Raw genomic sequence first — 16,322 nt, 5'->3', positions numbered from 1 at the left:
TAACCATGAGCATGATTATTGCTCCGGACGGGGATGTTCAAAAAAGTGTGTCAAACCGAGAAGTAAAATATAATTGAGATAAAAATGGAGGTTTGACATGAGTCAAAGAATAGCAGATAGAACTACTGGTTTGGTAGATTATAAAGAATTAGAAACAAATATCTTGTCATCTATACGAGAAAGTAGACCATTAATGGGAAAAGATGGTGCATTAACGCCATTTGTAAAAAGGCTACTTGAAGCAAGCTTGGAGGGTGAAATAGAACATCATTTATCTACTGAAAGCGAAGAAAACAATCGTAGAAACGGAAGGAATGGAAAAACTTTGAAAACAAGTGCAGGTTCATTTGAACTATTGACACCAAGAGACAGAGAGGGAAGTTTTGAACCACAGATAGTGAAAAAAAGGCAAACAACAGAACTTGAAACAAAGGTCTTGAACATGTTTGCAAGTGGTGTGGGATACAGAGATATAGCATCATATGTGGAAGAAATTTATGACCATAAAATATCTGCAGCAGAGATATCTGGAATTACAGATAAATTACTACCTATAATCAATGAATGGCGTAGCCGTCCACTGCAATCAGTGTATCCAATAGTATTTATGGATGGGATGTTTTTTAAGGTAAAAGAAGACGGTCGCTGTGTAAGTAAGTGCATGTATAACATATTAGGAATAGACCAAAATGGCAGAAAAGAAGTACTGGGTTTTTACTTAGCAGAAAGCGAGGGAGCTAGCTTCTGGTTAGGCGTATTAAATGACTTGAAAGAGAGAGGAATAGAAGACATTTTGATAGCTTGTGTCGATGGCCTAAAAAGCTTTCCTGCAGCTATAAATAGCGTATTTCCTAATGTGGAAGTACAGCTATGTGTAGTGCATCAAATACGGAACTCTCTGAAATACGTATCAAGCAAAGATGTAAAAGTTTTCATGAATGATTTGAAAAAAATATACCGCGCTACAAGTAAAGAAATTGCAGAAAATTATTTGCTTGAGCTGGAGGAAAAATGGGGCGAAAAGTATCCATTAGTTGTGAAATCTTGGCAGAACAATTGGGAAAGTTTATCTGGTTACTTCAAGTATTCAGGTCCTGTTAGAAGGCTAATTTATACCACTAATCCCATCGAGGGGCTACACAGGCAAATTAGGAAATTTACCAAGACCAAAGGCGCATTCAGCAGCATAAATGCCTTGTACAAGCTGGTATATTGTGCTATAAGAAAGGTGGAGGAGAAATGGACGATGCCTGTACATGATTGGGCATTATCTATATCTCAACTCGATATTTTTTTCCCTAGTAGGTTAAAGATTGAGTTGAATTAAAAATTCGGTTTGACACACTTTTTTGAACATCCCCTACAACTCCTTAATGTGTAAATTATAGTAGTTTATATTTAAATAATAATCTTCAACTTTTATGATCTACCTATCCCGAAAATCAGGACCTCTTCTTGAATCCTTATCTATACGTTCTACCCATGAACCCTTCTGCTTATTGGATTCACTTATAACTTCAGGACGCATTAATCCACCAGATCTTTCAAAATATCCCTGTTCAATAGCATCGTAGACCCAGTAGTTACCAAGCTCGCAATCATTACCTAACTCTTCTTCGCGACCTTTGAATTTTTCTAATATTTCTTCTCTATTACTCACTTCTACTATAATTTTGCTTTTATTCTGTATGTCAGGATACAGCCTAACGTCTACATTTCCCAAACTAGTATAGAAAGTTAATATTACATCGCTGCCTTCTGTAAGATCTGTGTAATTCCTTATGCCATCTTCAATTTTAATTTCTACTTCACTATTACCGATCTTTACTATATTTCTTCCACACTTTACATCTCCATCTGTTAGACCTAAATCCCTTGCCCCATCTGTTATCTTTATAATGTCTATTTTACTATCTTTAGAATATTCTAAGTAAAAAACGGAGTTGTCTACTCTTGCATCTTTTAGCTCGCTATTGGTTGCACTTTTTGCGATTTCAATAAACTTATGAGAATTGCTAATATAATCTCTATAAGCTTTTTTTAGGTTAGTTTTATGCTCTTTAAATTCTGATGTCAGTGTGTTAGCATCAACTGTATTACCAAACACTGCCCCTTTTGATACTAATTGACATATTATATTACTAGCAACTTTAGGATTTTTTTCTAATTCACTGATTTTTTTCATCACATAATCGGTAAAAGTGTACTCATTACCTGAAAAGAAATCTTGCGAAAGAGAATAGTTTAATCGTACACCAGACTTTATAGCATCGTTTACAATCTTTTCAAGTTCAGCCATATTTTGAGCATGAAACACCTTATCAGAAAACTCATTTAACTTTTCCTTTTGATTTGAGGTTAAATTAACGAGTAATTTACTGACCTGTCGTTTCTTTTGGTGAGAATAATTGATATTTATACGATAATCTAATGCTCCTGCTTTTAGAAATATTTTTCTTAACTCTTGAGCAAGATCTTCATTATCCCAAGCAAAACGATCAACATACGAAAACACTTTTGATTCACCCATTCCTTGCCGAATATTTAGCACTACTTTTAGGTCTAAGTCTCTTTTATGCTTACTTAAAAACTCCTTTAAATTTTTAGTGCAGTCTGAATCACACACAAGTAAGTCATACAATTCCTTATTCAACTTTTTCTGTTTATCAGTTAAAAATAATTCTTCTATATTATAGCAGAGTTTATTAGTTGCTATTTGTTGTGGAGTTTTGCCCTTTCTACTTGTTATATTAGGGTTAGCTCCTTTCAAGAGAAGAGAGTTTGCATTATCGTAATGACCTGTGGCAGCAGCAAGGTATAGTGGTGTTTTTCCTTTATTATCTTGTATGTTAGGATCTGCGCCTGCTTCTAAGAGTAAATCTATAGCCTGATTTCCTGTGCGACGAAATCCACCAATCTTTGCTCCTGCAATTGCATGCAATACTGTTGATTGAGATTCTCCTCTTCTGAGGTTAAGAATTACTTTTAAATCTTTATTGTTTTTATTATCATGTAAGAATTCTTCAAGGGGCTCAGTATTATCAAATGAACCACAGTTAGAAGCTAAACATTTTAGAGCACTAAGTAACTTTTTGTTTAAATTTTTTTGACTTGGTGTAAGATCATGATCTAGAGCAAACCAAACACAAATCTGTTCACTTAATCCAAGTTTGCTATCTATCAAAGATGATGGTTCATTATAGTTTCTAACTGATGGTAAATCTCCTGAGTACCACATATCATTCATCAGTTCATTTAATAAATGCTCTTTAGATGATAAATGTTCTATAATGGATTCATATTCAAAATCAGATGGTTCTGGTTTTGATAGATTGATGATAGATTTTACTATCCCAGTAGACTTACCCATACTTGCCCCTTAAGCTAAGATATATGATATATTGTATGCGATATGTAACATTAAGTCAATAACCATAATCTTTTTACTACTCATATCGTTAAGCTTTTGTTAAGTTTTTATGGTGAGTAATAATGGAGTATATAGAAGTTAAGAGTTGTTTATGACTCCAAGTTTTAGCCAGTTTTACTATAGATCAACAAATTTGAGAAGCACTAGCGATATTTAATATATAGGAATATGATGCTTTAAAGGAGTGCAAAAACTGCTGAAGCTTATACAGTAACCTGCGGAGCCACTTCAGCAGAATAAACAAACACATGCCAGTATTAGTAGAGAATTATTTATAAGTCAACTAACTTTTTAAAAAAATATTTTAGTGAAGATACCATGCTAGCTAGTGTTATAAGGAATTGAATTATTGACTCTTCCTAAGATTGCAAAAAAGGTCGTATATTTGTGAGAACAAGCCGCGTAAAAATAAGGTTATAAAAATAGAAGATTTAAATTATTTCTATAAGCTTGAGCAAATTAGTTCGTATGTAGATATGGATGAAATGGGCTAATGTGGCTAGTTTTAGCGTACAATAAAATTACCATATTAAAAAGTTCGTATGTATCGATTGGTAGACCATAAGATCCCAAAACAAACTCTTCTCACCGACCTTGGTTTTGAGCCTGAAAATGGCTGATTTTCTTGAGATATTAATAATATAGTTTACTGGATTAATAGTAATTCATTTAAGAATAAAAAGAAAAATTTATGATAATTTTACATTTCAAATAGATATTGTTCTTTTTATAAAAAATATTCCTATACTGTGCAAGGTCAAGTTTTAACCACATCAATTTTTCTTTCAAATTAAATCTTATCTTTTACAATGGGTCTTACGTTTAAATTATTTGATACCCAAATTAAGGAAGCCATCTTAAACGGCACACAACCTCAGCATCTAAAACTAGCTGATTTGAAGGAAATATCACTTTCATGAAAGGAGCAAATGAAGGTGCTTTACGGACAAGAGTCTTAATAATAATCAATCAGTATCATAGATCTACTTCCCGAATCAGATGAGGATAGTGAAGCGGAAGAAAAGCTATCAAACTTGATAGAAGAATACAAAAAGATTGAGAGTCGAGAATTACGCGATATGCTAATCAAGTCTTTATTTAAAGGTATACATGTTTGTAGAGAAAAGGTCAGAGAGGAAAAGAAGATTGAAGTTGCAAGGAATTTAGTGAAAGAAGGAATTTCTGTTGATATTATCTTGCAAACGACAGGCTTATCAAATTATATGATTGAGAAATTTTTGTGATTTCATAAAAACTTAGCCAATAGTGGATTTTTTTGTGATAGAATATATGTTTGCTTCTGTAGGAAAAACAGCTTTTAGAGGATTTATCTATGATAATTCAGAGCATATTGGCTCAGCAAGCTACGAGCTGGGGAAAAAAATAGAAGGTTGTAGGATAGTACAAGGGTATACTCAGGCAAAATTAGCAAGCAAAATTGGTTTAACACATAAGGAAATACATAACTTTGAACTAGGGTGCAAGGCTATTACAATCAAAGAATCGTATATAATAGCAGGAGCATTGTCAGTTAATGTTATAGATCTACTTCCAGGACCAACAGTACTAAGAGAATATAAAGATGAAGATGAGGAAATACTCTATCTAACAAAAATATACGAGAATCAAAAGTTAGGCAAAATAGTACCTTCATTAGTCAGGTTTGTTCATATTAGCGAAAAAATTAATCAAGAAGAAGCGAAAATAGAAGTAGCAAAGAATCTAGTGCAAGAAGGAGTTTCAGTTGATATTATTTCCCAAGTGACTCGCTTATCTACTTATGAATATGATGATATAGAGAAAGAAATTTGTACTGATTCTATACTCTACAAAGTAGGGAAAAGGATAAAAGAGGAGAGATTAATACGGGAATACACTCAGGAGGACTTGGCAAATAAAATCGGTTCAACACCTAAAGAAATACATGACTATGAACGAGGATATACAGACATTCCAATTGAAATATTATATAAGATAGCAAAGACATTATCAGTTAACATTAAAGCTCTTGGACTAACAGAACATGAAAATGAGCCAGTTTTGAGATTTGTAGGTAAATGCGAAAAAATTGAGGATCAAGAATTACTGGATACGGTAGCTAGATCTTTATCTGAAGGAATGCAAACTGGTAAAGAAAAGGTTAAAAAAGCAGAGAAAATCAAAATTGCAAAAGATCTAGTTAAGGAAGGTGTTGCTATTGATATTATTTTGCGAGCAAGTGGCCTAACTGCTGATGAGTGTGAAAATTGAATTGTGTTAAACAATATATTAAGATGTAAGTAAAGATAGTTATATATTTAATATTTCTATACAGAATTTTTCTATCACTTTCTGATTGTCCTCTATCATTGCATTTGCCTCTTGCTGAAGAGATTTGATATTTTTTGATGTAATATTATCCATGTCAGGTGATGCTATTTTTAGTTGCGATTGTACGCGTATATATTTATCAGCTATAACTTGATCAAGTTGGTAATTTACTGCATCTAAACTTGAGGCAAACATCACATGTAGTAGTGGCTTTATCCAGCCTATTTTTCCCAATCTCTTTGAATTGGCTATGCTTCTATCTGTTCTGCCAGTACCTACCGATAACAGTAGAATATCATCATTTGGAAATAATCTCTTACCACTTGCATATGCACAAGCCGCTGGATTATTGGCAAACACCCCTCCATCCACTAATACCATTTCCTTTTGGTTGACTTTTAAATATTTAGGTGCAAAGTAAGTAGGTGCAGCCGTTGCAGCTCTGAGTGCATCTTTCAGCTTAATATTACCTTCTTTCCAGCTTTTGAAGAAAAATGGGCAATTATTCTGAATGTCGTAACTGGTAAGCAGTACATTATTTAAAGTGTTTTGTAGAGTATCATCACCAAAATATTTGTCCAATACAAATTCAATATTTTTATATGGGTATTGTGCACAGTTAAACCAAGATAATATTGATCGCCTAAAAAATGAAGACTTGAAAATATATGGTCCATATTCCCGATAGAACTCGACTAAATCATTAGCAGAATATTGAGGTTTATCTTTTTTACATAATCCAGCTACAACAATTCCACCGGTTGAGGTCCCTGCCATAAGATCAAAGATTTCAGCTATCGGTTTTCTTGTCCTTTGCTCTATTTCTGCTAGAATAATGGCTGGTATGATGCCTCTAATGCCACCTCCATCAACGGATAAAATATATTTAATCATTGTGAATTTGGGTAAAGGTATTAAGATTTAATTTTTCCGCTTAGAACGTGTAATTTAAACTCATCCAATTCCTCAGAAAGATTTTTTACCCTTTCCTCAAGTACTAACACTTTTTCCATTAAACCATATTCAATAAGTTTATCGTGAAATTGTACCCTTGAGTCTAGCTTGGATAACCACCATATAAATGCTACTGTTTGTATTAATATGGTAATAATTACTGTAATTGGGATTTTTTTTAGCATATTTTTTACTGGTTATAAAATAATTGCAAATTACTGATAAAAGAAGAAATATGTTCAGTTTCTATATTTTGCTGTGGTAGTCACTATTTGAATTCGTATTGCTCTTCTGCAGATCCTTATGACTCCAATATATCTTTGATCTTATTTGCTATTTTTTAGCGAGCCTTCTGCATTGGAAAGTAGTTTTATTACTTCTCTGTATTGCTTGTTTTTATCTTTATTACGTTCTTCTGATATTACAGCCATGCTTCTAGGTGTTCTTCCATCTTTAGCTACAGCACTAGGATCTGCTCCTTTGTCTAATAAAAATTTAACAATTTCCAAACGTCCTTGATCTGCAGCATAATGCAGCGGTGTCCATCGCTCGTATCCGTCAGAAGCACTTACATCAGCTCCTTTTTGTACTAGAAACTTCACGACTTCTAAACAACCTGCCTCTGAAGCATAATGTAATGCTGTTAATTTAGGAACCTGCACATTAACATCTAATAGATTTTCTACCAAAAATTTTACAACCTCTAAGTTACAATTTTCAGAAGCAATTTGTAGTACTGTTTTATAATTACTCACTATAATGCACCCCATAAACTAGACCAAAAAAAAATGGTTGATCCGAGTAGGAAGGTAAAGGGGTAAAAGTATGGCAACAAAAAAATATGAACCAGAGTTAAAAGCAAAGATAGCTTTGGAAGCAATAAAAAATCAAAAAAGCACAGCTGAGATATGTAGTGAATATAAAATACCATCAACAAATCTATATGATTGGCGTGATAGAGTATTGGCAAGGTTAAAAGACCTATTTGTTGAAGAAAGTGAAAGTGCGAGAAAACAAAGAATCTTAGCGCAAGAAATAGAAAGTTTACATAAAGTAATAGGAGAATTGACAGTGGAAAATAGCTATTTGAAAAAAAAATTACTGAAATAAGCAAAAAAGATAGAGTAAGGTTTATAGAAAAAGATTCTGATCTGTCAATTAGGAAACAGGCTGATTTATTGGGGATTTGCAGATCTAGCCTATATTATAGGCCTATAATTAATAACGAAAGTGAAGTAGCAAATTTGATTCAAGAAGTATATTTGGCTTCTGATTGCCGTTATGGATATCGTAAAATTACTGCTGAAATCATAGCGAGTGGAGTAGTAGTCAATCACAAAAAAATCTTAAGAATTATGAAAAAAATGAAGATTAGTGGGCTGTATTGTAGAAAAAGATGTAATACAAGTATTAAAGAAAAAAAGCATAAAATATATCCTTATTTACTCAAAGATTTGATTATTTGTAGAGTTAATCAGGTATGGGCTACTGATATAACATATATTATGGTAGAAGGTAAGTTTATCTATTTTGTGGCAATAATGGACTTGTATAGTCGCTATATTATTGCTCATTCATTATCACCATATCTCGATGCTGGATTTTGCCTTTATACTCTCAAAGAAGCTCTAAAACAAGGTAAACCTGAGATTTTTAATAGTGATCAGGGGGTGCAGTTTACTAGCTACAACTTTATTATGGAATTAGAGCGTGCTAATATTAAAATCAGTATGGACCATAAAGGACGTTGCTTCGACAATATATTTGTTGAGCGCTTATGGAGAACTTTAAAGCAAGAAGCTATATATTATTATAGACCAAATAGTATCAGAGATTTAAATCTTATAATAAATGATTTTGTTGCTTGGTATAACTATAGAAGGCGACATCAGACTCTACATTATAAAGTTCCTGCTGATCTTTATTATCATAAACAGTAAATGAATATATTGATAAATACTTTAAATGTGTGTCGACGTATTTATCAACATATTCATTTTAAAAATCGGATCACTTTGAAAAAAATGGTCTAGACAAATGGGTGCATTATAGTAAAAGCGAGGAGAAGTTGAGAATATGTATGGAAGCAGTGTGGAGAAGTGGCTGCCAATGATCAAAAATTTACCACAATTACAGAAGTATACACAAGAGGTTTAAAAGGTGATGCAAAAAGGGAATTTTGGCAAAATGACTTAAGTATGAACAACAAGATCCAGATTTGCATAATTGATGATCAGATGTCATTCATGCTCAGCCTATATATAGAAAAAATTCTCAAGCTCAAGAGGGCTTAGGGTGGAATGTTCAAAAAAGTGAGTCAAACCAAAAAAAAGTAATAAATTAATATAAAAAAATGTAGGTTTGACTCACTTTTTTGAACATTCCCAATAGCTATTGCAAATTTATCCATATCAATATCAGTGAACTTATTGAGCAAAATATTACTTAATTCTTGAAAATTATGTTTTTGGACATACATTAATCATTTATTTTCAAAGCCTCAATAAAAGCATTTTGTGGGATGTTTATGTTTCCCACAGAATGCAATCTTTTCTTACCTTTCTTCTGCTTTTCAAGCAGCTTCATCCTTCGTGTGACGTCTCCACCATAGAGCTTGGCTGTTACATCTTTTCTATACGGGTTAATCGTTTCTCTAGCAATAATTTTTCCGCCTACTGCCGCTTGAATCGCGATTTTATATTGCTGGCGTGGTATCAAGTCTTTCAAACGTGCACATATTTCACGGCCTCTTTTTTCTGCCCTGCTTTTATGAACAATGCAGGCTAACGCATCCACAGGTTCTCCATTAACTAAAAAACTTAATTTATCTATCTGACTTTCCTGATAATTGGATATTTCCCAATCTAAACTTGCATATCCCTTGGAAATTGATTTTAGTCTATCGTAAAAATCAAAAACAACCTCAGACAGCGGTAATTTATACTTCAGTAGTGCTGTTGTCGTATTACCAACATAAGATAAATCCTGCTGTTCTCCTCTCCTCTCTTCACACAGAGATAGAATCTCTCCTAAATATTGATCAGGTACCATTATAGTTGCAGTGATCCATGGTTCTTCCACTATTTCAATTTTTGTAGGGTCTGGCATATCGCTTGGGTTATGGATATTTAAAACTTTACCATTTTGTGTTGCAACTTTATATATAACACTCGGTGCAGTTGCTGTTAGATCTAAATCAAATTCTCTTTCGAGTCTTTCTTGAATGACTTCAAGATGTAGCATTCCTAAGAAACCGCAACGAAATCCATAACCTAGCGCATTTGACGTTTCAGCATCAAATGTAAAACTAGCATCATTTAAATGTAATTTTTCTAGTGCTTCCCTTAAATATTTAAAATCATCTGTGTTATTGGGAAAAATACTGCAAAATACTACAGGATGTACTTCTTTAAAGCCAGGTAATGCCTTGCTGCACGGCCTTTTCTCTTCAGTAATAGTGTCTCCTACTTTGCAGTCTGCTACTTCTTTCATTGAAGCAGTTATAAAACCAACTTCACCTGCTGAAAGTTCACCAGTCATAACTTTTTTAGGAGTGAAAATACCGATATTATCGACCTGATATGTAGCATTATTAGACATCATAACGATTCTCATGCCTTTTTTTAGTACTCCATTTTTAACTCGCACTAAAATTACTACTCCTAGGTAAGGATCATACCAACTATCAACTAAAATTGCTTGCAGTGGAGCATTTGTATCACCTTGAGGAGCGGGAAGTTTTGTCACTATAGCTTCAAGTACATCCTTTATCCCAAGACCAGTTTTTGCCGATATCAAAATTGACTCAGTTGCATCAATTCCGATTACCTCTTCAATCTGAAGCTTTATCCTTTCTGGATCTGCAGCAGGAAGATCGACTTTATTAAGCACAACTATTATCTCATGATTATTGTCAATTGCCTTGTAGACATTTGCCAGAGTCTGAGCTTCAACTCCTTGGCTGCTATCTACTACCAAAAGTGAGCCTTCACATGCGGCTAAGCTTCGGCTGACTTCATATGAAAAGTCAACATGACCTGGTGTGTCCATGAGGTTGAGGCAATATTTATTACCATTATTTGCAGTGTAATTGAGTTTTACCGTTTGTGCTTTGATTGTAATTCCACGTTCACGCTCTATATCCATTGAGTCAAGTACCTGATTGGTCATTTCCCTTGTCTCAAGACCGTTACATTCTTCTATCAAACGATCAGCAAGAGTTGACTTCCCATGATCTATATGTGCTATTATTGCAAAATTTCTTATATTGTTCATAGATCTACTTATTTAAGTAGATCTATTTTACATTTTAAGTATTACAAGAGCAATTACTTATATCTCTCTTTGCTAAAAACATTAAGCTGTCCTTGCCAATGGACGGCAATGCTCATTAGCTGATGCTTGCTTCACTGTGCTACTTGGATCTTCTTGCTGTCTACACGTTTTTACTGCATCAGCAAGGCTTAGGTAAGCATCACCAACTTTAATCTTTACATCTTTATTTTTTTCTAAATCCGCATCAGTTGGTCTATCACTTATTATTCTAATACTATCATCACTGTTAGCACCTAATGTAATGCTACATTCCTTTCCGTCTACATACCAGTTAAACTTTATTCCATATTGAACTGTGGTACCTATATGATAATATCTAATCCCCTCATGTATTTTACCACTGATAAATTCTTTTTGATCTCCACTTGAAAGAAGAAAACCGGCAATATTGTTTTCTTTACAAAAATCACTATTTAAAAATTCTCTTACTTTAATATCTGTGCTTTTATTGTCTTCTTTTAGCTTAATTATTGTATAAAGAAGATCTGAATTACTATCCCTTTTGATTGACATCGCATCAATAGTGCCGTTTTCTATATACTTGCTAAACTCTGCTTTAGCTTTCTCTTCTAACTCTTTTTTCCTTGCTGCACTTTGTTCTTGTTGTTGCATGTTTTCTAGCACTTCTTTCATTTTTTTTTGGAGTGATTCGATATCCTGGATTAACCCGGATTCATCAAAGTCGAAGATCACGAATGCTTGGCCCAATCTTGTCTTCAATTCTTTAATTATGTTTACTATCTTTAAGATAGACTCTAAGTTTTGATAATGTACAATAATTTTTTGAGCATTTAGGCTACCCTTATTGCCACCCCAGTCAGAACTAATGTTATCAAATATTGAATTAAGTCCTTTATAAATGGTTATCAATTCATTTGATTCCTCTTCGCCTATTCCATTACTTTTAATACTGCTAATACAATTATTGAATAACTCTATCTCTTTAGAATCTGCAAATAATACACCATACAATTTTTTATGTGCTACTGCATCTTGTATCTTTTGTTTTAGTTTCTTTAATTCTTCTAATTCATCACTATTCATACATTTTACCTCATAAAACTATTCAATATTATATACATAAACATTAGGGAATGTTAGCACTTTCTATATGCTTGCGCACTTCCTATTATTCCTTTAACATAGCTGACACTTTTTTTGAATGAGAAATCACTTTATTAATCATATAATTCTCATGATTGTTATCTATTTTAGGCAGCTCGTACAGATAATTCACCATTATTCCGGCTGACTGACTAATGCCTTTTTCAGAAGTATCAGCCATCCAGTTGATTTGTTTGATTGATGCACCATTGCTTAAATGAAAGTGTGCTACTGGATCATAAGCACCCCCACCACTGCTTTTAACCTTTAGCAAATAATGTGCACAAAGTTTCAGTAGGGACTGTTTTTCGCATTCAATGTTAGTTTTTATGCTTTCTAAAATTTCTATACCTGATTGTTTTATATTAAGCTTACCTAATAAAGCTACGTCTTGATTTTTTAGCCATTTTGTAAATCCAGGAACTGGAGAAAGAGTTGCATACACTTTTACGCTTTTAAATTCTTGCGATAGTTTTTCTACGACTCTCTTTATTAAAAAGTTACCGAGGCTAATTCCAGATAAACCAGTTTGAGTGTTTGATATTGAATAGAATATAGCAGTACTTGCACTGCTTGGGTCACTTGAAGGAACTGACTCGTCCAAAACGTGTTGAATACTATCTGCAATCTCATTCATCAGTGCAACCTCTACAAAAATTAAAGGTTCATTTGGTATTTTGTAATGAAAGAAAGCAAAACAGAGATGATCAGAATCTAGTCTGTTTTTTAAGTCACCCCAAGAGGAAATTTTATGTACAGCTTCGTATTTTATAAGTTTTTCCAACAATGATGCAGGTGAATCCCAGGTGATTTGATGAAGATCAAGTAGATCAACATCAACCAAAGTACAAAGTATACTTTTTAATTCGTTTTCTAGTGGACTTAGACTTTTATATTGATTCTTCAGCTTGAGTACATCAGAACGCATATCAACAATAAACTTAAGGCCCTCCGGTAAGGAGATAAACTGCTTCAATATTTTAGAGCGTGGTGATTCAAGGACTTTTATTAAGTCTTGTTCAAACTTATAGCTCGACTCAGAATCTTGATTTTTCTTATATACTTTTATTTCTTCATCTATTTTCGTTTTATCCGGATTGAACTTTTCTGCCAGGGTTTGTAAAAATTTTATTTGACCTGCCTCTGATAAACTCAAGTACAAATTACCAAGAGATACGGTGTTCTTACGTGCTGAGACTTCACCCCCCTTTGGGTTTAAGCATTCGTTCATCTTCAAGACTAAACTATCGACATCGCGACTACTACTTAAATCAGGGCCAATATTGCCAACCCATGACCTTACAGCATCTGCTACTTCACCTAATATTTTAAAAAAGCCCTTTGTTGCTTTCTTATCTTCAACTTTTACTATATCAGTTTTTGCTAATGATTCTTTTATCATATGTTCCTTTTATCGTGTATCTATCTTAATTTAAAGAAAAATCTTAGTCTACAAAGAAGGCATATATTTTCATGGCACAACTATTTTGCAATCTATTAAAATTTTCGTAAAGAGAGTTAGATTTTTAATTTCATTATTTCTCTTACAAAAGTACTTTTATTATAAAAATGCCCTTTTGCCTCTTTCTTTTCCGGGTAAGGCTGATTTTTTAATTACCTAGTCGAAGTTACTTAATTTTTACACATCTATTGTAAAGTACAAAATCTGACTTTGGAATGAAAATGCTAGCTGATGCTTGGACTTTATTGATACTTACGCTACTTGAAACTATACTTGGTATAGACAATTTAATCTTTATTTCTCTAGCAATAGATAAGGTGCCAAATCTGCTGAGAGAAAGAGCCCGCCTGATAGGTTTTGGCTTGGCGCTATTGATGCGTTTTGTAATACTATTTTTTATATCACATATATTATCAATGGAAAAGCCTATATTTCACTCTGTATCACTAGATATTTCAGTAAAAGATTTGCTTATGATTGCAGGAGGGTTATTCCTTATTGTTAAAAGTTCTATGGAGTTATGGAGCGAAATTTTTGTACATAAGGAGAACAAAACAAAGGCAAACGTTAAATCACAATTTTTTTTAGTTGTGCTACAAATTATATTAATAGATTTAGTTTTTTCTGTTGATTCAATATTAACTGCTATAGCATTAACTCATAATATGATAATCATTGCTATAGCATTTACATTTTCCATATTAGCAATGCTATTTTCATCAAGTTATACCGCTCAGTTAATAAAATCCAGCCCAAGCTTAAAAGTAATTGCCATTCTATTTATTTTACTCATCGGTATATATTTAATACTTGAAGGACTTCACATAGAGCTACCAAAAGCATGTTTGTATTCTTCATTCATGTTTGCATTGCTTGTGGAAGCTATAAGCAAAATAAAGACAATGCGGCCTTGAAATTATTTTCTACAAAGCAAAAGTCTAATTTTTATTCCGGTGTGTGACGAATATCTGTACGAACATTTCGATGTCATCCGAGTAGCTGACACAGGTTCTTTTTTTCTGGATTCCAGCGTCACGCGCTGGAATGACATTAAATAGTTTTCCTTAAAATTTGAGTTATGCAAGCAGCCTCTTTGCTGTGATTCGAGTAGCTGAAACTGGAATGAAATTACTGCTACTCCCACTCAATAGTTGCTGGTGGTTTGGAAGTTAAATCATACACAACTCGATTTACTCCGGAAACTTTGTTAACAATTATACTACTGACGTCTTGCAAAAACCTCCAAAATACTAACGAATGTTGATCTTTATTTTCAAATGGAAATGCATCAGCTGTCATGCCATCAGATGAAGTCACAGCCCTTAAAGCGCAAACATATCCGTATGTACGATTATCTCCCATAACTCCCACAGTTTTTACTGGTAACAGTACAGCAAAAGCCTGCCATATTTTATCATACAGATCATAATTTTTCATTGTGTTGATATATATTTCATCTACTTCTTGCAATATTCGTACCTTTTCTTCATCAACCTCACCTATGATCCTCACTGCAAGTCCAGGTCCAGGAAATGGATGTTGAAATATTATCTCATCTGAAAGCCCAATTTCTTTGCCAAGCAGCCTTACTTCATCTTTAAAGAGATAGCGTAAAGGTTCTACTAGTTTCAGATTCATTTTTTCTGGCAACCCACCAACATTGTGATGAGATTTAATTGTACTAGTGTTTCCTGAAGCGTGACCTGATTCAACTACATCAGAGTAAATGGTGCCTTGCATTAAAAAATCCACATCACCTATTTTTTTTGCCTCTTCTTCAAATACTTCGATAAAAGTATTGCCGATAATTTTTCGCTTTTCTTCCGGATCAGTTATTCCCTTTAACCTACTTAAAAACAAGTTTGATTTATCAACGTAATTTATTGGAATTTCTTTTAACATAGCAGTGGTCTGGCTCTTACGCAATAACCCAGTATCGATAAAAATACAGTTTAATTGTTTTCCTATAGCTTTGTGTGTAAGAACTGCTGCAACACTTGAATCAACCCCCCCACTTACTGCAGCAATTACTTTTTTCTCCCCTACTAAGTTTTGAATTTTTTCCTTCTGTTTTTCAATGAATGACTTCATTGTCCAATCTCTCTCACAATTTGCAATATCTAAGAAATTAGAGAGAAGTTTACTACCATTTGTCGTAGGCTTAACTTCAGGATGGAACTGAGTACAGTAAATCTTCCGCTGTTCGTTGGCAATTATTGCGATTGTTTGATTTATTATACCTGAGGCAATAGCAGTAAATCCTTGCGGTATAGTTTCGACACTGTCTGCATGGTTCATTAGCACATCGACTTCGGAATTAACGTCCCAAGTATCCTTTATAATTGGGGATTCTTTTAGTATCTTGATTTTAGTTTTGCCAAATTCCTGATTGAATTCTTTTCTTACCTTTGCCCCGAAATAATGACAAATGAGTTGCTGTCCATAACATATTCCAAGTATAGGAGTGTTTATTGTTTCGTTAAGTTTTATAATTTTATGTGCTACTTCACTTACTTCAGAGCAATTGTCATTTACAGATTGCGGTCCTCCAGAAAAAATAAATCCATTGAATTTTGATACTGTTTCGAAATCGATATTGCTTGGAAATATTTCACAGTAAACGCCCATTTCCCTGATTTGTCTTGCAATAAGCTGTGTAAACTGTGAACCAAAATCAATAACGGCAATTGCTGACAATGTGCTCCTCCATATTATTTAAAGCAATAT

Annotated in this window: 13 protein-coding genes and 1 pseudogene; 6 read left to right on the top strand and 8 right to left on the bottom strand. The window is 33.5% G+C overall.

Going from position 1 to position 16,322, the window contains the following annotated elements; genetic code table 11:
* Positions 1-97 precede the first annotated feature (97 nt).
* Positions 98-1,327, top strand: a complete 1,230-nt coding sequence (locus OOK99_RS03205) for an IS256 family transposase (protein WP_264720174.1) — start codon at positions 98-100, stop codon at positions 1,325-1,327.
* A 99-nt stretch (positions 1,328-1,426) separates the two neighbouring features.
* Here the strand turns inward: OOK99_RS03205 and OOK99_RS03200 are convergent, their stop codons facing one another.
* Positions 1,427-3,370 carry an ankyrin repeat domain-containing protein gene (locus OOK99_RS03200; RefSeq protein WP_264720173.1) on the bottom strand — a complete coding sequence of 648 codons (1,944 nt, stop codon included), beginning with the start codon at positions 3,368-3,370 and terminating at the stop codon, positions 1,427-1,429.
* Positions 3,371-4,395: 1,025 nt separating this feature from the next.
* Between OOK99_RS03200 and OOK99_RS03195 the strand changes: the two are divergent.
* Positions 4,396-4,674, top strand: a pseudogene (locus OOK99_RS03195) (WO male-killing family protein Wmk); the annotation flags it as partial.
* A 46-nt stretch (positions 4,675-4,720) separates the two neighbouring features.
* The gene (gene wmk / locus OOK99_RS03190; RefSeq protein WP_264720017.1) at positions 4,721-5,680 is read left to right on the top strand and encodes a WO male-killing family protein Wmk; all 960 of its coding nucleotides are present in this window, start codon (positions 4,721-4,723) and stop codon (positions 5,678-5,680) included.
* 39 nt (positions 5,681-5,719) lie between these two features.
* On the opposite strand, the gene OOK99_RS03185 is transcribed toward wmk, so the two are convergent.
* The 3 genes from OOK99_RS03185 to OOK99_RS03175 form a co-directional block, all read right to left on the bottom strand.
* Entirely contained in the window at positions 5,720-6,634 is a 915-nt protein-coding gene (locus tag OOK99_RS03185; RefSeq protein WP_264719390.1) for a patatin-like phospholipase family protein, read from the bottom strand.
* A gap of 20 nt (positions 6,635-6,654) precedes the next feature.
* Positions 6,655-6,879, bottom strand: coding sequence for a hypothetical protein (locus OOK99_RS03180; RefSeq protein WP_264719392.1), 225 nt, complete (start codon positions 6,877-6,879; stop codon positions 6,655-6,657).
* Positions 6,880-7,020: 141 nt separating this feature from the next.
* Positions 7,021-7,464 (bottom strand): ankyrin repeat domain-containing protein, encoded by a 444-nt coding sequence (locus OOK99_RS03175; RefSeq protein WP_264720172.1) that lies wholly within the window; start codon positions 7,462-7,464, stop codon positions 7,021-7,023.
* Between the two features lie 55 nt (positions 7,465-7,519).
* Between OOK99_RS03175 and OOK99_RS03170 the strand changes: the two genes are divergently transcribed.
* A protein-coding gene (locus OOK99_RS03170; protein WP_214303219.1) for an IS3-like element ISWpi17 family transposase occupies positions 7,520-8,634 on the top strand; the annotation gives its coding sequence in 2 pieces (ribosomal slippage) (positions 7,520-7,793 and positions 7,793-8,634; 1,116 coding nt in all).
* A gap of 159 nt (positions 8,635-8,793) precedes the next feature.
* Positions 8,794-8,988 (top strand): hypothetical protein, encoded by a 195-nt coding sequence (locus OOK99_RS03165; protein WP_264720171.1) that lies wholly within the window; start codon positions 8,794-8,796, stop codon positions 8,986-8,988.
* A 184-nt stretch (positions 8,989-9,172) separates the two neighbouring features.
* On the opposite strand, the gene lepA is transcribed toward OOK99_RS03165, so the two are convergent.
* From lepA to OOK99_RS03150, 3 genes are all read right to left on the bottom strand, one after another.
* Positions 9,173-10,969 carry a translation elongation factor 4 gene (lepA, locus tag OOK99_RS03160; protein ID WP_264720169.1) on the bottom strand — a complete coding sequence of 599 codons (1,797 nt, stop codon included), beginning with the start codon at positions 10,967-10,969 and terminating at the stop codon, positions 9,173-9,175.
* An 81-nt stretch (positions 10,970-11,050) separates the two neighbouring features.
* Complete coding sequence (locus tag OOK99_RS03155; protein WP_264720168.1) at positions 11,051-12,073, bottom strand: hypothetical protein; 1,023 nt, start codon at positions 12,071-12,073, stop codon at positions 11,051-11,053.
* 85 nt (positions 12,074-12,158) lie between these two features.
* A complete protein-coding gene (locus OOK99_RS03150) occupies positions 12,159-13,535 on the bottom strand; it encodes a malonyl-CoA decarboxylase (RefSeq protein WP_264720167.1) in 1,377 nt (458 codons plus the stop codon).
* A gap of 281 nt (positions 13,536-13,816) precedes the next feature.
* Between OOK99_RS03150 and OOK99_RS03145 the strand changes: the two genes are divergently transcribed.
* Entirely contained in the window at positions 13,817-14,509 is a 693-nt protein-coding gene (locus OOK99_RS03145) for a TerC family protein (RefSeq protein WP_143689513.1), read from the top strand.
* Between the two features lie 220 nt (positions 14,510-14,729).
* Here the strand turns inward: OOK99_RS03145 and guaA are convergent, their stop codons facing one another.
* A complete protein-coding gene (gene guaA, locus OOK99_RS03140) occupies positions 14,730-16,292 on the bottom strand; it encodes a glutamine-hydrolyzing GMP synthase (protein ID WP_052265035.1) in 1,563 nt (520 codons plus the stop codon).
* Between the last annotated feature and the right edge of the window lie 30 nt (positions 16,293-16,322).

It is taken from the genome of Wolbachia endosymbiont (group B) of Eucosma cana, assembly GCF_947250645.1.
Classification (GTDB): Bacteria; Pseudomonadota; Alphaproteobacteria; order Rickettsiales; family Anaplasmataceae; genus Wolbachia.
Note: the sequence above shows the minus strand (reverse complement) of the source record. Positions and strands in the feature narration are given on the sequence as shown.